Source organism: Acidobacteriota bacterium, assembly GCA_016713675.1.
Taxonomy (GTDB): Bacteria; Acidobacteriota; Blastocatellia; order Pyrinomonadales; family Pyrinomonadaceae; genus OLB17.
In genome coordinates this window covers 56535-78779 of sequence record JADJOS010000004.1, presented here as the reverse complement: position 1 = coordinate 78779, position 22245 = coordinate 56535, and the positions used below count along the sequence as shown (strand labels likewise).

Here is a 22245-nt window from a genome sequence, read left to right as displayed (position 1 = left end):
CACATGATTTGCCATTTCTTCGGGGGCGGTTAGCCAACGAGCCGAAACGGGGAGGGGCGAGTTATGAAATATGATCTGAGCAATAAGGTAATTGCTCGCTTGAATGAAGCAGAGTCTACGCTTCCAAACAGGAGTCTCGATCTCGGGAATATTAGCACTCCAGAATTGGGGCTTCTTTCACCCAACCGGAACGAAATTGCACCACGGGGTAGCGGTCGCGAAGCCGCACTTTTCGCTTACTCCGAACGGCTGCGAAACAGCTACAAACAAAATGATGGCGGACTGAGGGATGGTATGGTTTTGCTTGGCGATGCCTTCCGGAACGGACAGCCGATTTCGATCACGTGTTTCTGTCGGGCAGGGCAGACGTGTCACGCAGATGTTGTTAAGCTCGCGATTGAGAAAGTTGCGAAGGCAATTGAGGTCAAAGAGCTGAATCGAGCCTCACGTCATACGCTTACCCAAGATTCAAACTTTCATCCGTCGAATCCACGTACCGAAAGGGCAATCAACGAGATCCTTTCGGTTAGCCGAGCAGACCTTGAGCTTTCAAAACTTGACGACACAGATGGCCGCAACAGGAGCGAGCACGCTTCGTACTTGAACAGCAGATCACAGTTTCTCCGTGACACATACGAGCGTGGAGGAACCGTTCAGAATGGCGTTCTGATAATTCCGAAGGAGTCGCACGATCTAAAATCACCGCTCCAACTCGCAACTCTTAACTACGGAGTAATCCGGCTTGAACCATTGGTCGGGTCAGACAAAGCTCGCGAAGTCGCACCACAGATCCTTGACTATGGAAAAGCCATCGCCGGCAGCAATGCAGATCGAGAGACCGAGGCAAAGGTCTTTCGTTGGATCTATGACGCGCTGGACGGGAAACGAGAGTTTTTGGATCGGGATCGCGATCAGTCGAAAGCAGAATCGACGACAGAGCGATTCGATCGGACTCTAGCAGAAATCGCAATTGTTGCGGGTGAGATGGAGAAGCTCGAACCAACTGACCGTTCGATCCAGTATGAGCCGCTTCTCGAGCCTGATCTCCACGATACAGAACATCAATTTCGAGGATCGGTCGAAGAACCTAGTGAGACCTTCGAGCATCTTGCAACGGAACGAGATTCTGAACACGTTAATAGTACTCTCGGGTTTGAGCGCATCGAACTTGAGAGTACACATCTAAACTTGCTCGCTTCCGAAATCTCCGCAGAAGAGATGAAGCACTGGGCTGAGGTCAAATTTCCGGCACTGGACGATGCCCTGGAAAATGGCATTTCGCCCTCCATAATTCTAAAACTTTTTAGGGCAAAAGCTGATAAGCCGATCGAGAACGATGTGAAAGGAAAGGAGCTAAATTACGAGGACCTGCGAATCGCATCCGCATATCTTGAGTACCAGCTAAATCAACCTGAAACGAGACTTCGACATTTCAACGAACGGTATCGAGACTACGCACAGATGTTAGATCGCTGTCAGTCGCGTGAGGAAGTTATCGAAGCGTCATCAAGGATACGGATTGAAAATGCCTCTGTTGGGCTTCAGAGGCCACAGAATGCCGAGAATCGAGATACTAAGAACCTTCCGGCTCTGACACAGAAGGAGATGCAAATGTTGTTTACCGAGCAGTCGCCCCGGCATTACACATCCGAAATGATCGTCGCGAAACTAAACTATGCGGGTGACCGCGAGACAACAAAAGCAAGAACTGAGGCTTTGAAAAGAGGCGAGATCGCACGCAGCCCAGAGGCCCAACAATTAATCGAAAGTCTGGAATCTCGAATGGAAAGAAAGTACCTGAACGATTCCTTATCAGCAACAAAGCATTTTCTACAGAGTCTCAAGACCCCGAATGAGGAACTCCGCTTCAAAAACAACTTCGACCACAGTGAACTTTACAGCAAACTGCCGCCTGCGGAGAGGGATTTCGTTTATCAAGTGGCCACCGAGCAGAAGGAAAAGCTAGAAACAACAGTCAGACTGACCGCCCAGGAATCGAAAGGTCCCGTCATCGACGGAACTAACCAATCCACGCCCGATCTCCAACCAGGCAAGCTTCAAGCAGCGCTGAAAACCGAGCTGCTCGAATTGTCACTCGCAAACGCCGATCCGAAGTTTGTTGAGGAACGAACCAATATGATCCTGGACGATCATTTGAGTTTAGTTGGAGCAAGAAGTGCGAATAACGACGCGAGACAATTGCTGACTTCCGAACTCAGCAGCATTGTTAATCAATATAATGACAAGGAGCTATCCAAAGATCGTTTTCCATTCTCCACGCAGTCGGTGTCCGCAGGCGTTCGAAGTCGGGATGACCATTTTCAAACTACGTCCCAGCGTGTTCGGTAGTCTAAGTGCCCCTCGATTTATTCGATCGGCAAACCAGAAGCCTAGAGCTTTTCAACAAGTTCATCCTTTATGAAATTAAATGCCTCATTAGCATCATACTGTTCCGTTGGTCTCAACAACGCACGTGTGTCGCCGAGGAACTCGTTGTCCTGCATCTTGGTTTCGAGGTTCCGGAGAAACTGTTTTCTTGTTGGCGGATTGTCTACGGAAAAAGCGATATACTTTCGATAAACTTCAATGATCTGTTGAGAATCTGGCCGTTGCTCTTGATACGCCTTGTAAAGATCGTAGAGGTCGCGCCCTTTGCGACGCTGATACAGAGCCCTAAGCTTTGTTCCGAGAAGCTCTTCGATCCTGTACGTGACAATATCGGTACTTCCGCTAAACCAGTCAGATTCCGTTGCAAAGGGAAACTCCTGCAAGCCCATCACGTTAAAATGTTCGCGGCAGTTTATTTCGACTTTTAGTTTCAAAGGTTGGACCGGAGGTATTTCCGATTCGAATCGAAAACGCAGAGTATTATTGTCTTTCTTCTGAGCCACAGATGCCGGACCGACGAATTCAAGCCTGCTTTGAAGGCGGGCGAGCGTTTCTTTAATTGGTTCAGGTTTGATCTGAACGAGATCGATATCTTCGGAATACCGAGGTTGCGGATTCAAGTAGAGTTTATGAAGAGCGGTCCCGCCGCGAAACGCCAGGCGTTCGCGTAGGAAATCATCCGAAAAGATTTCCACAATGGCGCGCGTGATCACAAGGTCCTGCTCGACCTGTTCATTCGTCTGCCATGGGACGAAATTGGCCCATTGGGTGATATATGCGGTAGGAATCACTATTCGGTATCTATCGTTTCATTTACAACTACATTCCATCTCGTTTCAACCGGAAATCCACGTTTCCTTTTTGTTGTACTTAATGGCACAGGAAAGAACTTTTCGACATTTAACGCCGCGGCTTTATACAGCCCGTCGGCGAGTGACTCTGCACCTGTTGCTGTTTCGAGCAGATAACCGAGCCGCTGAATTACGGCAGTTGGAACGAACTGAATAAACTCGTTGTTTAGTTTCTCGATACGGATCGCTTCGGTCAGCTCTGAGAGCACTTCAACTACTCGGTTCAAACCGCCGACTCTTTTATGGTGCTGCACCAAATCGGCAGCGGTAAGTTCTGGCGAGGAAATCTTAACAACTCCAGTTTCGGTCTTTCGGTTTTCGAGAAGGTCATCTGGGATCTCTTTTCTGGTTATGTAATTTACCTTTATCCCCTTCTTCACGGTCGGCCTCATGGGCGGAAAACTCGTGAAAACAAAGAACTCTTGAGGCACCTGGTGTGCCGCGCCGTAAAATGCAGCAGCGTTTAAAAGGCCAACGTAATATGAACGCTCCAAGAAACGCATTAGTCCGTCAATGAATAGTGCCGGAGGAAGAATCCCGCGTGAAGAGTATTGAGGCGTGACAATAACGTAATAGCCCTTGTGGGCGGAAATTATGGTGCCCTTTCGTGATAATCGGTTCAGAGAACGTTTGATCGCGGTTTCAGAATACTGCGGCAGCTCACTCTCAACTCGATCCAGAGAGAAAGCGCTCCGGCCGTAAGCAATTTCCTTATCTACCCATTCTTCGACTCTAAGTTGCGAACTTTGTGATCTCATGAAAGTAATCCTTTGCACAAAGTACCACTTTTCGGTACTTTTCGCAAAGAAATACTTTACTTCGAATTCGAGTACACCGCTTTGTGATCTACCTGCTCAACCATTCCTCTAAGAGCCAGATCCTGTTCGATCGGTAACAACCGGGGTAGTTTGCCGACATCTTCTACAGTGAGAGCGGCTCCTTTCCATGTTCTTTTTTTCATAGGCGTTCCTACTAAAAATAATGTTGATGCCTCCTCACGCTCTTTGCCGATTGGGATGGCCCAGAGAGTGAACCGATTTTGGTCAATTCTTGAGTAAAGATAGAAGTAATTTCTGTGAATCATTGAATGTCCTTCCGAAACAAAATTTCGATCCTTCTTTTCCCAGACGACGCCTTCGAGATCTTTCAGCGTTGCGGGGAACGAACCGCGTTTTTGGTGGAACTTCACCAGATCTCTGTTCATCGATGCGGTTGCGTCAACGGGGATTTCTGAGCTTCGCTTTCGTTCCTGCGACCAAAGGGAGTAGACATAGACGCCGATCAAAATTGTGAGGGCCAGCGGGGCTAGGATGAGCGAGATCTTGAGTCTATTTAGCATGCGTTTTAGATCGATGCGTGTTCAATCACCAAAGAACCTCTATTGCCTTGGGCGGAAAAGTATCCCACCTCGACAGGAAGGTTGTTGAGAGCGTTGTAAACTGGATCCTTTTTCGCCGATTCGCCGTCTAATTGATGTTCCAGCGAGTCAAGTGCTGGCTCTTCTGCAGATGGAAAAGCCAGTTCTGAAAGACGTTCGTTCGAACAGATTCGATCGACCTCAGATGAGATAACTTCTTTGAGAGCTGCCTTGTCATGTTCGGCAGCCTCGTTAGCATGGCCCGAGTCTGTAAACGAGAATTGAGGATCAATATCTCCAAGGTGGATTTCGCGGGGTGTGCCTTTGGTCGCGGCGGAATAAGTGTTTTTATGAACCGCAAAAGGCGGGTATGCAGCGCGGATCGGCGGGGCGGTGTCGCTGATAATCAACACTTCGGAATGAGCTGCTGTTTGTCGAATCTCATTCGGCAGCATGAGGGCACGCTTTTGCTCCGCGTATCTGGTGTTGTCCTGTTTCTTTCCCGGAAAGTCCTGAAATGTTTTTGAGAAGATCGTCGTTTCGCCCAGCTGCTTTGAGGCGTACTCGGCAGTCACATCGTCAAGGCCAGGCAGAAAGATCTTGGTCATTATGGTGCCGAGTATCGCATTCGCCTGCTCACGACCGTATTGGTCGTACATTTGAGGTAAGTCCTGATATCCGAGACCGAGTCCAACACCACGTCCACGTCCGATACCTGATATTCTCTTAACCTCCGATACATTCAACTGGTAAGCCTCGTCTATGAGAACGAAGCACGGATGCTCTGGTTCATTTACACCATCGAGCCTCATTTCCATAACGGCCTGTCCGATGAAGGTAGCGATAAACTCTTTATAGACGTCGGCGGCCCCTTCCGAGACGACAAGGTAAATTGCTGTACCGGGTTTGCGAAGGTCTGCGAAGTTTATCGAGCGGCAACCAAGTGCCGCTTCGTCTTTGGTTGGCGGCATCATCACCATCCGAGCAGGTGCAAGTGTGAACGGTCGAAGCTTGTTGTACAAACCTATCAAAATGGATCCGCGAGTCTGAACCGGTGCCTGGCGAAAAGCCAAATACGCTTGTTTCGCGTAGAGGCTTGGGGAATTCATCATCGCATCGTTGAAAGCCTGATCGCCGTCGCCGCTCAGGAAGAGTAGAAAGTCGGCCGCGAACGCTGGGATAGCTTTCTCACGGTAAACTTCCGCGATGTGAAGCAAAATTGCCGTCAAAGCTATCTGTTCGGCATCACCCCAGAAAGGGTCGGCATTCGTCCGGCGTCGGCCTTCTATACCGAGCATCATCCCGGCAATCTGACACGCAAACGCAGGATCGTTTCGACATTTTGGAATGAAGTTCCACCGATCGCTTTTTGTCGGATCGTTGAGGTCCAAACGATAGATCGTTTCGGCGGAACGGGCAGTCTGGGCGAAAAGCTCGCCTTTAGGATCGTAGACCAGACAAGATGACTTGTTGAGGATCGCCCGGATCATGGACATGAAAAAAGTCTTTGATTTACCGGAACCGGTCGGGCCGAACATAACAAAGTGGCGAAGCCACTGACTTGCGGGAAGAAATACATCGCGACCCCAAAACGCTTTTGCGAGAGGAAGCGCATTTGCAGGTAGTGGCAATCCTCTAATCCGATTCATCAGACCGCAGCGAATCAGATCGGATGCCTTCGCCCACCGCGCTGAGCCATGGGCGGTACTCATACGCCGAACGCGGTACGCCCACATTAGTGAATAGGAATCTACAAGCGAACCCGCAAGACAGATCAGAGCCATCGCCCAAAAGACCAAAGTTATCAGACCATAAACGTCTAAAAGATATCCCGCAAACAAGCAGACTATTGAACCGAGTAATCCCAAAGCAACGAAGAAAACGCACATGCCAATGTCAGCCGACCACTGCCAAAACGCTTGATACGATGGCAGATACTGCTCATTTGCTTTCCTTGGAATACCGTAGGAAGCGTCAAATTTCTCAATCCATTCACGCGAAAACATAGCTTTATCGGTTACCGTGTGTTACGAAGATAGTCACTCTGTTCTTTCAGCGAATCATATGTTGCCGAAGTGATGGACAATACATCACCTCGCCAATGCCGTATCCTCCAGCCTGACGCACTCAATTGTTCAACCGTTGAAAGAGCTGCCGGAAAGGGTCTATCGCGGAGCGCTTCAAAATACAGAACCGTATTGGGTTCGCTTTGAGGGAGCGGAAATCTAAAAAGTAATTGTGAGCCTAGATCGGATTTTGGTACGGCCAGTACTTCAAATGAAAAGGGTTCGCGTCGATATACGATATGAAACGTGCTTCGCTCTGAAGTAATAGTTGCTGAATTTGATTGAACCCCGGGCGGCAGTAGTCGGGCGGCATTAACGTGGCGAATTATCCGATCGACATTCTCTGGGAGTCTTCCGTTCTGAGCATTCAGCGACAACACAGACAACGAGATCGCCATTCCCAAGGCCGACGTTTCTCTGAGTCTTACCGCATTATCATACTCGAGGCCGGAGAACGGGTCTTCGGTCTGCGGTCCGGTCGGCGAAGACTCTTTTTCAGATTCAAGCCCACGAGTTTCAACAAATCGAACCTGGGCCGTTTCGCTCTGCGGCATCAATATTCTGACAAATCCGTAGACGCCGACCACGCAAACGACTACCAGTAGGCCAGAGTATTGAGTGCGAACCACCGACTGTTTGATCGTCGAAAAAAGCCCCAATTTGGATTCTGTTCTATTCATAGCGAATTGTCGGCGAGCTGCGGCCACCTAATCTTCCAACTGGCATCGCGCGAGCCTAGCCAAGAATCGATGTCCGGGTGGAAGGCGTGCGTCATCGCCAAAAGATAATCGAGCTGAAGGGTGAGCAGTTCTCTGGATGCTCCGGTCTTTACGAAATAGCAAAAATATCGGACCAAGTCTTTCGAATTCAGAGACTCAACCAAGTCGCGTTCGAGAGCTGCAACGATGTCGATCGACTCACGGACACTCGGATGATCTTCCATTCCGGCGATTCCGCGAACGGCGTCTATTAGCTTGGTTGTAAGTGCTAAGTGGGTTGAAGTCGCGCGTTTATTTCTAGTCGATAAGATCTCAAGCTCCTTTTCCAGCGAAGGACTCGCGAACCGGCTGTAAACGTGTCTCGAAATGAACGGCGAACTGAGTTTGTGGCGCAGATCATTTGAGGTCGTGATCACGATCGGTCTCGAATTCCAGTCGGGAACGCCGATTGTTCCGCCTTCGAATCGCGGAATGTAGATCAGTCCACGTTCGAGCGGCATAAGAAGTGAATCTTCAATGCTGGCCCCAAACTTATCGCTTTCATCAAGGATCAACACCGGCGGTGGCTTCATTGGAGTGCTCGACGCCGCGCTTGCCGCCAAGTCGTATGCCATTCCTACTTCACCAAGAATCAGAAATCGGCGCTGCCACTTAGAGCGTCGGGCATTGTCGAGAAACTCGGCCTGCTCTTCAAGTGGCAGTTGTTTTGCGAGTGCCAGGTGTTCTCTCATCCACACGGCTTGCTCTTCATTATCCCAGTCATAGAGGATCTCTTCCTGTTTTAACCCATCGCGTCCGGCAACAACGCACATCGAAAGATTGCAGGCGGCGGCTAACGCTTCGGGAAATGCAGTCTTCCCGCTGCCGCGCGTACCGGAAATAAGCCATGCCCGTCCAGACTTAAGACTTTCACAGAAGTCTTCGAATACTTGCTCGTCGGGCACGTATCCGTGTCCAGCCATCAGTTGGAAAAGCTCACCATGCTTTCCGTCTGAGACAAGTTCGCGAGGGTTGATCTGTGGACGGGATGCGTCAAACGGAATCATTCCTTTTTTGCTCCCGTTTCTGCGTTGGCAATTGAAGAGTTCGGTTCGGGTAGTTGCGTTACAAGTACGTATCCGGTGGTTCCGGCTAAGACCTCTAGGAACGTGTCCTCGGGTTCGTTTCCAAACAGTGACTGACTCGTGTCCTCAGACAGTTTTTCGGATCCTCTACGCAGGGGCTCAGATATTACTACTGTTCCCCCTGAACGGAACGAACCGACCGATCCCAATATCGAGCCGGCAGTATCTTTTATGCCTCGAAAGAATCGGGTCCACTTTCCGGTGACTCTTTTCCTGTTTCCGGGAATCCCTGAGGCACCGTCAGTTCCCAATAGTTCGCCGGTGAACTTCACCAGTTCACCAGAAACCGGATCGATCAGGCCGATAATATTGACGAACGCTCTTACGGATTCACCGCCCCGTAGATTACCAATTAGAGTCGTGCCTGCCGGATAGGAGTAACCTTTTCCTACAACCGGTTGCGTCAATTCCATACGTACGACCCCACCGGAATTTCTAAGCGTGTAGATCGCTCCAATAAGGCGGACCGTAAGCAGTGAGCCAAACGGCAGTGAGCCACTTACTTTTGGCTTTGGTGTGTCCGAGGTTGTCGCTGTAGTCGCTGCACTATTATTGCGAAATTGCTCATCTCTGACCTTTGTGACTCCAAAGAACAGCGAGCGTCCTAAGGGTTCGGTTGACGATACAGATTTTGACAGGGGAGTGTCGTTACCTTGTGGAGAATTCTTCTTTGTCTCCAGGTTGGTGGGCTGATCCTCTCGTTTGAGAGCGTCCCTTGGGGAGACATCAGTGCCAACATTCAAGGAAGGCTCGGTTCTCGTTCGCGATGCTGACATCGAAGAGATATCGTTTGACTCGGTGTTAACAGAAGCGGGTTTGTCGACTGATATCGGTTCATCGGATTGCCCAATTACAGAGTCCTTGCTTGGTATTGGCTCTTTTGACGCTACCATTGTGAGGGCAGCCTTAAGTTTCTCATCCTCGGTCATTGGAGCCGGAGATGAATCCTTTTGGCTCGTTCGATTAACGGCCTGGGGATTCGGCGTAGCGAACCAACCCATACCGAAGAACCAGGTGATCGCTGTACCCATCAGTAACAAGAATACTGTGAACGCGGCAGCGGTTTTTAGTACCTTCGCGGTTCGGGAAGTTTTTCGTTCCGATCCGGTTTCAAGATCCAATTCATCATCATCAACTTCATTCTTCGAAAGTTCATTCTGATCATCCAGCAACATTTTCTCGCGTTCTTCATCTGCCTCGATGTCCGGTAAGGCGGTCGGAATATCGGAATTTGTAGTTAACGTAGTTTGCATTGCGTGTCTCCTTTATTTCGATCCGTTAAGAGTTGCCGAGATCGGAGCGTCGATAGCTTCAGTTTGAGCAACGGCGACTCGAATCTTTTGATTAACCCCAAGGAGCGGAGATTTGTAGACAAGAGCATAGAACGTAGTAGAGCCTGGTTGGACAAGGCCCTCAAACGCGGTTGTTTCCAAATAGCGGAGATCGAGTTTGGTGGTAAGAAGGCTGTTGCCGTCCTTGTCGAGCGTCTGGATCTGAAGTTCAGGGGAACCTCGAACGAGCCTTAGATTTGTTGATGCAGAATTGCGAATCGCAACAACAACAAGGCGGTTTTCGGAATCAAGATCGGTGACGCGGGTCAGTGATAGTTCCAGACCGTGAAGAGGTGAAGACCACGCGGAGAGGTGCTTCTTTTGATCTCGAAGAACGTCAGCCAACCGCTTGTTTGCAGCCTTCGATATCTCAGCATCGGTCATTGCTCGCTTCGAACCCGCCCGTTTTGATTCGGGTATTTCGGCGAAAACAGCGTTTGAGATTGAGTTCAACTCCGACATTGGAGAATCAGAAATCTTCTCTTCGGCGGGCCGTGGTGAACCGACCAGTTTGGATAGTGCCCGTGAGTTGATCGGAGGAGAATTCTTAGTGTCACCGCCAAGGTCAAACGCGAGTCCTGCAACCTTCCGCGCCGAGACAACTGCTTCGCGGTCATATGAGATAACGCATCTGTGAGCATTCTTCTTCAGGTCGCTGACCGGTACCAGTTCCAGAATCAGAACCAGGCCGGACCGCATCTGCAGGCTGATCGCGGCAGAGGTCGCCCCGTCTTTTGAAGGGACGAATCCTTCTCCCGGATAAATGGTTATCGATCGGTCGGTTTCTTTTGTCGGAGACTGAAACACTGACGCAAGCTTGGGATTTCCCTCATGGATGTAATAGATTCCGTCCGATGCGGGAAACTCGACAATAGAAACTGCGTTTTGAGCCAGTCCCAGACGCACAACCGTAGGCTGCTTCGGGTTGACCGTTACATTTGCTTCACCCGAGAGGAAATCTGGGAGCGGAGTATTTATCACCGCAACGGGCTGTGCTTCCTTGGAGACCGCTGAAATGTTTACGACCTTTTCATTTGAGGTCTGATTAGTCTCGTTCGAGACCGGACGAACGACATTCTTTACCTTAGGTTTGTGAACAGTCTTCCGGCTCTGCGGATAAACATTGACAACAAATGCCGACAGGACGACGAGAGAGATTCCTAAGATCCTCGTACTGTATTTTCCTAGATTTGAAATGCTTAAAGTTTTCATGATTCAGATGATGTTCCTTGCTACTTACCGCCAGTTGTTTCACTGCCGGGTTGAATTGCTGATGATGTTTCCTCTGCATCGCCAATGAGCGATAAAGGCGAGATGGTCTTGCCGTTTACGGGTTCGACGCGAAACCGGAGAATGGTAAATCCGGTTCTCAGGTTATTGTCGTTTCGGATCGGAGTTGCAGGGCTGTCCTTCAGCAGAAATTTACATTTGAGCTGAACGGACTCTTCCACATCCTGGCCTGAGGCTTTTCGCCTTATCTTGCGCGTGCCGATCGCTCGCAGAATATATGGGTCGCTTTCATCTACGGACAAGTCCTGTAGCTCCCATGACGAATTCACGCTTTCTGTCTTCTCGGCAGCGAGAACGCCGTTCTGCTTTAGTCGATTGGCCATCGCCATCGAAAGATCAGGGTCGAGCATTCGGAGCAGTTTGTTTACTTGCGCCTCGCGCGTCGTTTGTTCGACTTCGTAAAGAGCGGTTAGAAATTCCTTGACCAGATACTTCTTGTCAGTTGATGTTGGAACGTCCGGCGTGATGCTGACGGTTTCGGTCGAACCATAATCGCGGTTGTTTAGTTCGACAACTCGTCCGCTCGATTTATCGACCACAATCCGGTCTGCCTTTCTAAAGATCAGGAACATGTTTACGCAGCCGCTCATAACGAGGGCAAACAGCAACACGGCGAGGATCTTCAAAAGCGATGCGATCGTAACGATGTCATCCGGGTCGCGAGTAAGGTAAGTTGGTGACCCGTTCACCATGTTCCCTGTATCAGGCGTTTCGATTTTTGTTTCATTTGCTTTCATAAGATTTCGGTCTCGAAAGGGCTAATGGCAAACGCAGTGCCAGACGCGAAATAGCCACTCTCGGGTCAAGAGTCGGTTTCTAACTCCACATCGGCAGAAAAATTTGCCGAACGGTGCGAAAGTCGTCCGCAGTTGACTCGAAAATTCGCCGACTATCGTTCGTGAGTCGATAAAACAATTTCTCCGGCGAAAGTTGAGCGGGCTCGCCGCGCTGAATTTGTTGGAATGTTTTGTCCGACAATAACGGGGCCGAAACTGAGTTGTTGAGCCTCGTCTGAAGTTTTCCGAGAGATCAGGCTTCGTCTACCGGTTCGCGGATCGTAAAAAACCAAAATTGCTTTGCTTTCCTGAACCTCCGTTGCGTTGATCTCCCTTTCACCCTTGGGGTATTTCTCGTCGGCGAATTGAATCGGAGGCGTGCCGAATCTGCCTTGCTGCTTGAGCCAGCGATACACCTGCACGCCTTGCGAAACATAGCCCAGAGTTTCCTTGTACGGAGGGACACCGTTGACCGTCCTCCGTTGCGAGGCATTGATTATTCGTCCGTTCGACTTTAGATTTCGTCCATAAAGATACGCAGAGACGGTGCCTTCGCCGGCGTTATAGGCGGCTAAAACAGACTCAAGTCTCCAATCAAATAGGCGTCCCAAATACTTCACATACTTCGCTGCCGCATATAGCGATGAGGTCGGCTCGTACGGGTTCGTGAGCCCAAACCGGGCAGCAGTCGCGGGCATGAACTGCATCAATCCCTGAGCGTTCTTTGGACTGGTCAGCCATGGCCGGAACCGCGTTTCGTTATAGGCAATAGTCCATAGGATGAGCGGGTCGACGCCTTCGCTTTTTGCGACCTTTTCTATCGTCGCCTCGAACAATCTGGCACGTGAAAGTACATCCATTCTTCCGAGTGAAGTTCGAGAAACCAGTTGTTTTTCCTGCGCTGTAGCAGCTAAAGGAAAACCAGCAAAAAGTAGCAATAACAATGTGATCGGGTGTGTGATTCGTTTTTTCATATCACCCGCCCTTCGCAACCGATGTGCCACCGATGTGCAACCGATGGGCCGCCGATGCCGATCATCGAACGGCACGAACCTTGCAGAGCGAGTGAAAGTATTGACGTATCTGGACCCTTTTTCCGGGTTCGTCAACGAAAACTTATAAAGCGAGGACGACTATGAAAAAACTACTGACACTTATCAAAAGCCATGTACCTGCACTGGCGCCGCTCGGATTAATGTTGCTTTTCACGCAACTGACTTCTGCACAAGGCCCGATCTTCACCGGAGATGCAAGTAACCTCTCCAACATCATTCGTGAGGCCCTTAAGCTCATGGCGATCATTCTCTTCTGTTTAGGAGCGGTCGGCGTGGCTTGGTCGATCTATAACAAGATGACCGGAAAGGAATGGGGCAACCAGGCGTTCGGTTCGCTCCTGTCGTTTGCGTTCGGAACGATCGTCGCGGTGTTCTGGCAGCTTGCACAAGGACGTGCGGTCGGGGTTGATACGAACTTCTAGGAGGAAGCCACATGAGAAGACGTGCAACACGACCTAATGTTTTCCGTGGCCTGAAGCGATTCGGGGTCTACTCTACCGACTGGAAGTTTATCCTGATCCCCACCGCGATCGCCTACATCGTTCCTTTTGTTTTCGGGCTTTGGGTGGGCTACGTTCCGCTGGGATTCCCATTGGGACTGCTAGTTTTTCTGATTCTTTTGGGAATCTTTAACTATCTGCGTTTGAGTAAGCCTTCCTACTGGCTTTCTCAGAAGTTTGACGCCGAGATAGACCGATGGACAGAGTATCGACCGCCGCTCCGAGGCGAACTCGAACCGACAAGTTGGAAGACATCGAACAGGAAATAAGCATGGACACAGCAAACCTAACCTTCGCGCAAATCGCAATCTCTCTTTTCGGAGGACTTCTTTCCGTCGGTCTTGGATTGGTAGCCGGATTTCGTTTCATCCCGGCAGTGAGATCGTTATCGAGCCGTACGCCCTTGGACCGCGGGTCACGAACTCAACTCATCGAGAATGCAGAAGCAGGTCGGATACTTCCGACCGAGATCGCGGGCCTCGACGGGAACACGATCCGTTACCGAGATGGCAGCTATGGAAAGGCCTATATTTTCGAACCGTCGAACAGTCTTTACATCGACGGTTACGTGACTGAACAACGGATCGACGAGCTAAAAACGATACTGAAATTCGAGAAGCCGAAGAACACGATCATTCAGTTTCGGTTCCTAAATTCGCTCGACACGGGTGATGTGCTTCGGTCACACCTCTCATCCAGAGACACCGCATCATCCGATCCAGTCGCCGGTGTGCTTCAGGCCACCAATCTTGCCCTTCACGAGGAAGCGATCAGATCCGGCGAAGTTATGCGACAAACCGCAACGGTGTGGATACGAGTTCCGGTACGTGATCCAGGGGAAAAGGGAATGATGTCTTTGCTCTTGCCTTCTATTTCAAAGGACATAAGGGATCACGGGTTTGCACGACTATTCCGCTTTCCCCTCAAAAGCATAAGAAATCGCGAAAGTGAATTGATGGTGCAGAGAGAGGTGCAAAGTGAAGCCGCCTGCAAACTAAGAGCTTCACGAGTATTTCAATCATTCGAAGCCAATTTTCCGCGCAGCTTGCAGCTTCGGGAGATGAACCGAACAGAGATATTTGAATCACTCTTTATCAGCCATCGCCGGGAGCACGGTCCTTTCCCCAACCTGGCAAGCTCAGATTGCGTCGATCTGCGGCGCTATCTTTGCAGTACAGAAATTGAGACAAAACGCGAGCAGTACATCCGTCACAATGGTACGCCTGCAAGTTTAGTCAGTCTCAAAACACTTCCAAATGGCTTTGTGACCGCAGATATCATGCGCTATCTGACTGCTACGAAGGCCTTAGGTTTTCCGCACGAGATCGTCGTTGATTTGATGACAACTGAAAAACAGGCTGCAAAAAAAGACCTGCAGAAGCGAATCGATCGTATCGACGGCAGCCGCAACACCTGGCTTGGGTTCCGTAATCTCAAAAAGGACGCGGTTGTTATCAAGTCAGACCTTGAGGGCCTGCTCGAACAGGTCGAAGGGGACAATGAAGAGATCTGCGATCTCAGACTGAACGTTATTGTCTTTGCGGGCCGCTCAAAAGGGCCAAAGGAAACGCGTCGGCAACTTGAGATTCTTGACGACCGATGTGATGCCGTAGTCTCAGCGATCCGCAAGAAGATCGGCGCGGACGCAATTAGAGAAGACGCGGTGCGGCAACGCGCGATCTATCCGCGAATGCTTACCGGTGAACTTTCCTGGAAGCCAACAGGTCAGGAACTTACGGAAACGGCCGACTCGGTAATCTCATTTGTCCCAACCGAAACTAGCTGGCGCGGAAGCGGGCGGCCGCACAGCATCTTTATAACTCCGAACGGCCAGATGTTTGGTCTTGATCTCTACGATCGGGCACTGATCAAATCTCCAACAGTCATCGTCACCGCAGCGTCCGGTGAAGGCAAATCATTTCTTGCGGCTATGCTGATCACGGACATCCGGGCGCATCGCGGAAACGTAAAGGTCCGCGTGATGGACTACAGGCATTCGTTCAAGCCTATATGTAAACTTTTTGGCGGCCGTCACATCGAGTTTAACGAAGCCGAGCCTAAACCGATCAATATCTGGAACTATCCGGGAATCGAGGAAGGTAACCGACCCACGAAGCGCCAGCTTTCAATGGTGTTGATGGACATTCTCATTCTAAGCAAAACAGCAAAGACAGACGCGATCACAAGTGCTATTGCTGCCACCGTTATCGATGAGGTCTATAAGATGTCGCTGGCTCGAAACGGAGACGGCAGACCGAAATTCCAACCAACGCTTGGACATTTTCTGGATGTTCTTAAGACCTATCACTGGGAGCCTGCACAGCAGGGCCAGGCGAGCGAGCTTTACTTGAAACTTAATGTTCACCGAAAAGACCCGTGGCTTAACTCGCCGACCCATCCCGACTATGACGTGCCATCGATGTTCGATGTGTTTGAACTTTCGGGCATCAGTGGCCTTGACGAGAAGATCCGCGAGAGCGTCGGCTTTCGGATTAGCGCCCAGATAATGCAGGAGATAGGCGAGGAAGACGAGCGGAAGCAAAAGACACCGATCCTGTTTCTCTGCGACGAAATGCGCGAGATCAACAAGCACTTTCCAGCGATTCAGGAACTCATTGCCGAGGCATCAGTGACCGGCCGTAAAGAAGGTCTTGTTACCGTCCTATTCTCGCAGGCTTACGAGCATTTCACCGGAACTACAGAGAGGCCCAACGAGATTGGAATCGACCTTGTAAAAAACTCAGGTGTAAAGATGATCGGCAAACAGATCGGCGGCTTCGACCGCTTGGCCGCTGACTGCGAGCTGGCACCTGAGACAGTTGCAGCGATCCGTGCGATCAGAAACCAATACGGAAGATACACCCAGTGGGTTTTCGTCATCGGCAGCGGAGCGGACAAGATCGTCCAGATGGCCGAGATCCGTCTTTCGCCGGCGATGCTTTGGGCTAACACCAACGACACGAACGAAGCGAATGCGCGAAGACTTGTCGAGAATATTCGGCCCGACCTGCCGCCTGAGATCGTCGTGTCCTGGCTGGCCTCAAAGTACCCGAGCGGATTGACCGCAGTCGGACTCACGGAAATATCTTCTTTTGACCTGAATGAATTGAACGGTTTGGAGGTATCAGCATGATCGGAAGTAACGAAACAATAAGACAGATCGTTCTCGGAGTAGTTCTTTCTTCGATCTTCATCGGGATCGACGTTCGCCCGGCCCGGGCACAGTGGACGGTATTCGACCCATCTCAATACGTTCTCCAAGTTGAAAAAAGGGTCGAAGAGGCGGCCCGGTGGCTTGAGACCATCAACCACTATATCGATACCTATGAACAAGCGGTCAAGCAGTACGAAAAGATGATTGAAAGCGTAACTAATCTGCGAGGGATTCTCGGTAAGGTTGAAGAGCAGGTCATGCGGCACAAGCAGCTGATAACTACCTACGCAACTATCGGACGGCTTATTCGCGGGACCTTCGAACTAAAGAAACGAATCGAGGCGACTATTACCAGCCAAATTCATTCTGTCGTCAATATTGCAAGACGCCTTAAGAACGGCATCTTCGATATGGACGCAAACAAGCGGGACCTTGATGACTTTCTACGGCATTCGATCGGTCGAACCGCCGATGCCCACCTCAAGAATCTCGAACGCCTTGCAAAGCTCGATTCTGAACTCGAACGCATGCTTTTTGACCGCGAAAACATGCTTCTCGATCTGGCAAAACTCTACGAAGAGCGCGAGAAGATCGCTGATGAAACGCGAGCGATAGAGGCTAATCCAGCCGCCAATCGAGATGGTGTTCAGTCTCTCATCGACCAGATGCTCGCGATCAATCTGCGTATTTCAACAGTCGAAGGACAACTGCGCGAACTCGAAGCGAAGATACAGGCCAAATTTATTGCATACGGCCTCAAGATCGAGCAGATGACCGAGTTCGGAAAAGAGATCCGCCGAAGCACTGAGATGATGACTGGGATCACACGAGCCTCCGACGAGTTTCTTCGTGAACTCGAACGCTATGAAGTATGGAATGACGACGTCTATGAAAGCCCTCTTCCATAATCGCCAAAATATAGGATCTAAGAACTAAAACATCAAAGCCATGAAAAACGTGACCTCTTTTCGCCACGCTTTAGCGACAGCTCTATTCATTCTTGCCTACTTCGTCTCGCCATGCCTCCTCGCCCCGAAAGCGGCCGGGCAAACCCGGCCGCGCCCTCCTCGTGTCGAAGGCCAGACTCCAGTAGGTACGATGAACGGACAACCGGTAACAGCAAATGACCTGATAATGACGATCAACTCGGATTCTCCTTTTATGCCGCCCCTCGATGGAAGTCCGGCGCCGATACTTCGGCAGTTCGAGAATAAATATCCAGCGAACCCAGTCGCGAGTCCTTCTCCCGGCCCGGTCGTTCCGCCAAAACCTCCTGCACCGAGTTTCAGCGAACAGATCAAGAATCTCATGCGGACTGGACAGGAATGGCTGTTTCAATCCGTTCTCAATACCATCATAAAACCGCTCATGCCGATCCTTATGTTTCTCGCTTGGATCATTGCGAGTTTTGTTTTGATCTTTGCGTTTATCCGCCGGTTCCACGACAACCGAGGCCTCGGACCCGAGCAACTCGTTGCCTGGGCGATCCGTTCGATCATTTTCATGGTATTGATCGGAGCGAGCCCGTTCATCATTGACGGTCTCACGATAACCGGCAAGTTCTTTGCGCGGCCAATTCGCGCCTACAACCGTTCACTCGTTACTGAATTTGACGACAAGATGAAGAAGTATGTGAAAGCAAACTTCGCCGTTGAAGATCCCAACGAATTGCTTGCCGAACGCCTTCCGAACGGTGAACCGGGTCTTGTCGGCATCATCATGGATAAGGAATCATCCGTGAAAGACATTACAGGTGAACTCAACATACTCGGATGGGATATGCCCCGAATGTTTACCTTTATGGTGATCGGGCAGAACATCATAAAGTTCGGCGGATTGTTTCTTGCGATCGCCGGCCTGTTTATATTGATCGGCCTGAAACTGGCGGCTCCTGTGTTGGCTGCTTTCGGCTTTGACGAGAAGTTTGCGGCTCAGATGTTCTATCCGTTCTGTTGGGGCGTTGCTACATTTGCGTTGGCATTTCCGATAGTAAAGGAAGTGACCCTCTATGTTTGCTATGCCCTTGGCGTTCTCGCGCTTTCTATCTACAACGGTGAGAGTACATTTTCTCTTGATCCCGTAACCGCGAAGATCATAACCAACGGCGCTTATGATCCGGCTTCAAGTGCGCTAATTGTGACCGCGTTGTTCTTCGTTTCGAGCCTTTGCTTCATTCTAGTTCCATGGCTAAGTTACCGAGTTCTTCGGGGACAGGTTTACGAGGGCGTTTCTCAGATCTCGATGGGTTGGATGCTTTCGAGCATGGGAACGGCGCTTGAGACATACGGACTAGTGGCGGGAGCCGCAATCAATCGTCAGGCCGAAAACACCCAAATTCAAGGCATCTACAATGCCGAGCAGACGGCCGCCAGAAAATCCTTGGAGGCTGCCAACCAATCAACCGACGCTCGTTTGGTCTCGTCCGTTGCCGGAGTCGAAGGCGGCCTTACCACTAGTTTGGGACAGATCCGAGCAAATCAGGTAACGCAGACATTACTTGCCGAGGCGAGCAAGAACTACGGTCTGAGCAGCAGTGCAGCGGCAACTAAGCGCGAGATCGCAGGAACACTGGCCGAAGCTCAAGGAACCCGTGAAGCTCGAACCATCGATGGAATGAAGGAAGTCGAACTGCGCGGTCAGGGCAACCTTGAGCGATTTGGAATGAAGACCTACGAATTTACGCCCGGCGGCTCCTCGATCGCCGGAACTTCCGTTCCGATTCGCACCGGGCAGGAACTCTTCGACTGGTCGAGAAATAAGCATCCTATTCAAGAAGTGAACAAGCAGATGGACTCTACCACTCGCAGTAACATCGCACTTCAAAACAACAACACCGGCATTGTCGCGGACACGAAGGTAGAGGCAAGCAATGTCTATCAGGGTGAGATCAATCAAGCGCTCGAAACTCAGGCTTCACAAAGCAAGCAGGCTTTCAATACCGGCAGTTCGATCGCCTCTTCGAGCACAAGACAAGGTGCCGGAATCCAACTCTCAGGAATTCGTCGTTCGGCCGACATGGAGAAAGTATCAAATCAATTAAACTTTGAAGGCCGCACTGAGGCTGCGTCGATAAATCAGACCGCAGCGATGGAAGCTGCCAGACTCAGGATGGTTTCAACCGTCGTGACCGGGTTTTTCCGGGATATGGATCGGCGCCTGGAAGAAATGAAGCCAAATACTAGTGCTTCGAGAAGCAGTTCACAACCTGATCGCTCGTGTTCGCCGTGGCAGGTTGTGATGAATTTTGAGCCAGCCCTTTCGACCATAGCCCTTTTCCGGAGATTGTAATGATAAAGGCGATAGCCCCATGGCCGAATCCGGCCGAACTTTGAATCGCGATCTGGAAACCGACATCTTTATCCAGCGGCCTTGGGTGGAGATAGATTCCCGCCGAGCCGAACAAGATCCCCTGGCGACAAGCCGGACATTCTTGCTGACTAATTCCCACGGACTTCCCTGAGCCAGTGAAAGCCGTTTTGTACCGTAGTCGCATGCACCACATTCGCTCAAGAAGAGCCACAAAATAACAAAGAAGCGGTAGGAAAGAAGCGGAAAAAGTATGGCAACCGGATACCAACGAGTATCAAGAAGATCTCCGTGCCGAATTTGCGGAAAACCGGACTGGTGCAGCACGACCAAAGATCACAATATCGCATTCTGTGCCCGTTCCGCGACAAACGCCGACAGACTTAGCAGCAAAGGTTGGGGGATCTTTTATTACGATCGTCGAAGCCCATCCCGAGCCGGGGAAATCAGGGATAGGATCTATCAGAGACTTATTAGGCTTTCGCCATTGCCTGAAAACGGCAAAAGAATTTACGGTAACGAATGGCTAACCAAACAAGGTCAGGAATTCGGACGCTGCGGAATACTGCCAAGATTGGTTATCGAGAGACACTGTCTGGTTCGATTGCTTATCGAGTCACTTGTAAAAGAAAAAGGAACCATTACAACTTTCAAAGGTGTTCCAGGATTCTGGCAGGGATCGAACGGACGGCTACGACTGGGGAGTGATTTCGATTACGACGCCGATCTCATTCTGATTCCATTCTTAGATTCGACTGGAATGATTCAGGCTTGCCAGCTCAAAGCTATCGGAAAGGCTAGAAATACGTCCGGAAAGTATCAATGGCTGTCGTCGATCGGAAAGCGTGAAGGATGTAGTTCTGGCACACCGCTTCATCACGAAGGCTCTATAAGTTTCAGAGGAAAGGCCACTAAGACGGTGCTTGTTACCGAAGGTTTACATTAAAGCCGTGACGGCCCAACACTTCCTACCGGATCGATACGTCGTCGCCAATGGCGGAGTCGCGACTTCGCATCGGGAAATCGTTAAAGTCGCACGGCAAAAGATTCTGGAAATCGCATTCGATGCAGATTGCTTCACCAATCCACATGTAGCGAGAGCATTGGCTTCATTACTCGCTCTTCGGATTCGGGAACAGCAGTTCTTGTCCTGCGACAAACCTACAAAAATTCTCGCGTGGGATAGCCGTTTCAAAGGTATTGACGATGCGCTGATCGCGGGAGCCTCTCTTAAATATCTGGAGGTGTCCGATTGGCTTGGGTTGCTGACTCCTGAATGTTTCGACGAGGCTAGCCATCAACTGGCTGGAATCTTTCAATAGGAAATTAGCGGCTGGCAGTTCACGTCATGAGCGAGCCAACAGTTCCCCCAACCTCATTCAGAGATCTCATCGAACAAGTTGCAGGGATTGTTGACAGCGACCGAAAGATCTCAAACAAGGAACTTATTGAGATCTGCAAAGGATGCAGTGGCTTTGATTTCAACTTCGATGCTCATATCTATCACGAGATAGCTGAAACTGCGTTGAACTTACTCATTCTGAAAAAGTACGGACGCGATCTACTTGCATCGACGAATCCGATCGAAGCAGTTTCTACAGTCTTAAGACCTTTGCAAAAAAGGCTTCCGACACAAACCTGGCGAAGTGAAACGCAGATCTCCTATCAACAGTTCTCCACGCCGGTTACTATTGCGTATCTAGCCGCTTATCTTTTGAACATTCGCCAAGGCGAGACAGTGCTCGAACCTTCCTGTGGTACGGGTTGTCTCGCTGTATGGGCGTTTGCATCTGGAGCCAAGGTGATAGCCAATGAGATCGACCCTCGAAGAAGAGGGGCGGCATTGGCGTTGGGGTTCCAGCCATATTCTCTCGATGCAGAGTTCATCGACGATCTTCTGCCTGAGCATTTACTCCCTGACATCGTTCTCGCTAATCCGCCGTTCTCTTCGACTGGCGGCCGCGTGAAAAATAACAGTCGGGACTTCGGTTTTCGTCATATCGAATCGGCATTACGAAGGCTAAAGAAAGGCGGGCGATTCGCGGTGATACTTGGTGAGAGCGGTTCACCGAGATCCCGCAGTGGAGATCGGTTCTGGGAAGATCTTTCCCCTGAAATACAGGTAAAAGCCTCCATCGAACTGCCTGGGCGTGAGTTCTACTCCAACGGGACGAGCGTCAAGACGACGCTAATTATCGGCACCAAGTCGCCTGCGATAGATACGCCATTGAGTTCGGAACTCGAAGCGACTCCGCATATTGTTGCTCAGTCGGTCGAGGATGCCTTCGAACAGGCCATTTCGTTAAATCTCCGTTTTTGACCAATAGA

The 22245-nt window shown here is 50.4% G+C and carries 19 protein-coding genes; 9 read left to right on the top strand and 10 right to left on the bottom strand.

Translation table 11 applies throughout. The features are described from left to right. Positions 1 to 63 precede the first annotated feature (63 nt). Positions 64 to 2349 (top strand): hypothetical protein, encoded by a 2286-nt coding sequence (locus IPK01_13810; protein MBK7934528.1) that lies wholly within the window; start codon positions 64 to 66, stop codon positions 2347 to 2349. A gap of 41 nt (positions 2350 to 2390) precedes the next feature. Here the strand turns inward: IPK01_13810 and IPK01_13805 are convergent, their stop codons facing one another. The 10 genes from IPK01_13805 to IPK01_13760 all read right to left on the bottom strand — a co-directional run bounded on the left by IPK01_13805 (position 2391) and on the right by IPK01_13760 (position 12762). After that, positions 2391 to 3179 carry a nucleotidyl transferase AbiEii/AbiGii toxin family protein gene (locus IPK01_13805; GenBank protein MBK7934527.1) on the bottom strand — a complete coding sequence of 263 codons (789 nt, stop codon included), beginning with the start codon at positions 3177 to 3179 and terminating at the stop codon, positions 2391 to 2393. Then, positions 3179 to 3997 (bottom strand): type IV toxin-antitoxin system AbiEi family antitoxin, encoded by an 819-nt coding sequence (locus IPK01_13800; GenBank protein MBK7934526.1) that lies wholly within the window; start codon positions 3995 to 3997, stop codon positions 3179 to 3181. Before IPK01_13800 ends, IPK01_13805 begins: the two co-directional genes overlap by 1 nt. Before the next feature lie 56 nt (positions 3998 to 4053). Continuing rightward, positions 4054 to 4443: a hypothetical protein gene (locus IPK01_13795; GenBank protein MBK7934525.1), complete on the bottom strand. Its 390-nt coding sequence runs from the start codon at positions 4441 to 4443 to the stop codon at positions 4054 to 4056. A 140-nt stretch (positions 4444 to 4583) separates the two neighbouring features. After that, positions 4584 to 6602, bottom strand: a complete 2019-nt coding sequence (locus IPK01_13790; GenBank protein ID MBK7934524.1) for a type IV secretory system conjugative DNA transfer family protein — start codon at positions 6600 to 6602, stop codon at positions 4584 to 4586. Positions 6603 to 6613: 11 nt separating this feature from the next. After that, a complete protein-coding gene (locus tag IPK01_13785) occupies positions 6614 to 7342 on the bottom strand; it encodes a hypothetical protein (protein MBK7934523.1) in 729 nt (242 codons plus the stop codon). Beyond that, positions 7339 to 8427: an AAA family ATPase gene (locus IPK01_13780; GenBank protein ID MBK7934522.1), complete on the bottom strand. Its 1089-nt coding sequence runs from the start codon at positions 8425 to 8427 to the stop codon at positions 7339 to 7341. Before IPK01_13780 ends, IPK01_13785 begins: the two co-directional genes overlap by 4 nt. Further along, on the bottom strand, positions 8424 to 9758 hold the full coding sequence (locus tag IPK01_13775; GenBank protein MBK7934521.1) for a hypothetical protein: 1335 nt from the start codon (positions 9756 to 9758) through the stop codon (positions 8424 to 8426). The genes IPK01_13780 and IPK01_13775 overlap by 4 nt, the downstream gene beginning before the upstream one ends. A gap of 12 nt (positions 9759 to 9770) precedes the next feature. Beyond that, the gene (locus IPK01_13770) at positions 9771 to 11048 is read right to left on the bottom strand and encodes a hypothetical protein (protein ID MBK7934520.1); all 1278 of its coding nucleotides are present in this window, start codon (positions 11046 to 11048) and stop codon (positions 9771 to 9773) included. A 20-nt stretch (positions 11049 to 11068) separates the two neighbouring features. Then, positions 11069 to 11863 carry a hypothetical protein gene (locus IPK01_13765; GenBank protein ID MBK7934519.1) on the bottom strand — a complete coding sequence of 265 codons (795 nt, stop codon included), beginning with the start codon at positions 11861 to 11863 and terminating at the stop codon, positions 11069 to 11071. 152 nt (positions 11864 to 12015) lie between these two features. Further along, positions 12016 to 12762, bottom strand: coding sequence for a lytic transglycosylase domain-containing protein (locus tag IPK01_13760; GenBank protein MBK7934518.1), 747 nt, complete (start codon positions 12760 to 12762; stop codon positions 12016 to 12018). Between the two features lie 275 nt (positions 12763 to 13037). On the opposite strand from IPK01_13760, the gene IPK01_13755 reads away from it, so the two are divergent. The 8 genes from IPK01_13755 to IPK01_13720 all read left to right on the top strand — a co-directional run bounded on the left by IPK01_13755 (position 13038) and on the right by IPK01_13720 (position 22237). Further along, entirely contained in the window at positions 13038 to 13379 is a 342-nt protein-coding gene (locus IPK01_13755) for a hypothetical protein (GenBank protein ID MBK7934517.1), read from the top strand. A gap of 11 nt (positions 13380 to 13390) precedes the next feature. Further along, positions 13391 to 13726 carry a hypothetical protein gene (locus IPK01_13750; protein MBK7934516.1) on the top strand — a complete coding sequence of 112 codons (336 nt, stop codon included), beginning with the start codon at positions 13391 to 13393 and terminating at the stop codon, positions 13724 to 13726. A gap of 107 nt (positions 13727 to 13833) precedes the next feature. Continuing rightward, positions 13834 to 16590: a hypothetical protein gene (locus IPK01_13745; GenBank protein ID MBK7934515.1), complete on the top strand. Its 2757-nt coding sequence runs from the start codon at positions 13834 to 13836 to the stop codon at positions 16588 to 16590. Beyond that, positions 16587 to 17519: a hypothetical protein gene (locus IPK01_13740; GenBank protein ID MBK7934514.1), complete on the top strand. Its 933-nt coding sequence runs from the start codon at positions 16587 to 16589 to the stop codon at positions 17517 to 17519. The genes IPK01_13745 and IPK01_13740 overlap by 4 nt, the downstream gene beginning before the upstream one ends. A gap of 40 nt (positions 17520 to 17559) precedes the next feature. Then, the gene (locus tag IPK01_13735) at positions 17560 to 19899 is read left to right on the top strand and encodes a hypothetical protein (protein ID MBK7934513.1); all 2340 of its coding nucleotides are present in this window, start codon (positions 17560 to 17562) and stop codon (positions 19897 to 19899) included. Positions 19900 to 20404: 505 nt separating this feature from the next. Beyond that, positions 20405 to 20863 (top strand): hypothetical protein, encoded by a 459-nt coding sequence (locus IPK01_13730; GenBank protein ID MBK7934512.1) that lies wholly within the window; start codon positions 20405 to 20407, stop codon positions 20861 to 20863. Between the two features lie 4 nt (positions 20864 to 20867). After that, entirely contained in the window at positions 20868 to 21239 is a 372-nt protein-coding gene (locus tag IPK01_13725) for a hypothetical protein (protein ID MBK7934511.1), read from the top strand. A 26-nt stretch (positions 21240 to 21265) separates the two neighbouring features. Continuing rightward, positions 21266 to 22237: a methyltransferase gene (locus IPK01_13720; protein ID MBK7934510.1), complete on the top strand. Its 972-nt coding sequence runs from the start codon at positions 21266 to 21268 to the stop codon at positions 22235 to 22237. Positions 22238 to 22245 lie beyond the last annotated feature (8 nt).

Excerpts from the sequence above, each read along its gene's own strand:
- IPK01_13810 (MBK7934528.1), top strand. The coding sequence starts at position 64 with ATGAAATATGATCTGAGCAATAAGGTAATTGCTCGCTTGAATGAAGCA.
- IPK01_13800 (MBK7934526.1), bottom strand. The coding sequence starts at position 3,997 with ATGAGATCACAAAGTTCGCAACTTAGAGTCGAAGAATGGGTAGATAAG.
- IPK01_13795 (MBK7934525.1), bottom strand. The coding sequence starts at position 4,443 with ATGAACAGAGATCTGGTGAAGTTCCACCAAAAACGCGGTTCGTTCCCC.
- IPK01_13790 (MBK7934524.1), bottom strand. The coding sequence starts at position 6,602 with ATGTTTTCGCGTGAATGGATTGAGAAATTTGACGCTTCCTACGGTATT.
- IPK01_13785 (MBK7934523.1), bottom strand. The coding sequence starts at position 7,342 with ATGAATAGAACAGAATCCAAATTGGGGCTTTTTTCGACGATCAAACAG.
- IPK01_13780 (MBK7934522.1), bottom strand. The coding sequence starts at position 8,427 with ATGATTCCGTTTGACGCATCCCGTCCACAGATCAACCCTCGCGAACTT.
- IPK01_13775 (MBK7934521.1), bottom strand. The coding sequence starts at position 9,758 with ATGCAAACTACGTTAACTACAAATTCCGATATTCCGACCGCCTTACCG.
- IPK01_13770 (MBK7934520.1), bottom strand. The coding sequence starts at position 11,048 with ATGAAAACTTTAAGCATTTCAAATCTAGGAAAATACAGTACGAGGATC.
- IPK01_13765 (MBK7934519.1), bottom strand. The coding sequence starts at position 11,863 with ATGAAAGCAAATGAAACAAAAATCGAAACGCCTGATACAGGGAACATG.
- IPK01_13760 (MBK7934518.1), bottom strand. The coding sequence starts at position 12,762 with ATGGATGTACTTTCACGTGCCAGATTGTTCGAGGCGACGATAGAAAAG.
- IPK01_13755 (MBK7934517.1), top strand. The coding sequence starts at position 13,038 with ATGAAAAAACTACTGACACTTATCAAAAGCCATGTACCTGCACTGGCG.
- IPK01_13750 (MBK7934516.1), top strand. The coding sequence starts at position 13,391 with ATGAGAAGACGTGCAACACGACCTAATGTTTTCCGTGGCCTGAAGCGA.
- IPK01_13740 (MBK7934514.1), top strand. The coding sequence starts at position 16,587 with ATGATCGGAAGTAACGAAACAATAAGACAGATCGTTCTCGGAGTAGTT.
- IPK01_13735 (MBK7934513.1), top strand. The coding sequence starts at position 17,560 with ATGAAAAACGTGACCTCTTTTCGCCACGCTTTAGCGACAGCTCTATTC.
- IPK01_13720 (MBK7934510.1), top strand. The coding sequence starts at position 21,266 with ATGAGCGAGCCAACAGTTCCCCCAACCTCATTCAGAGATCTCATCGAA.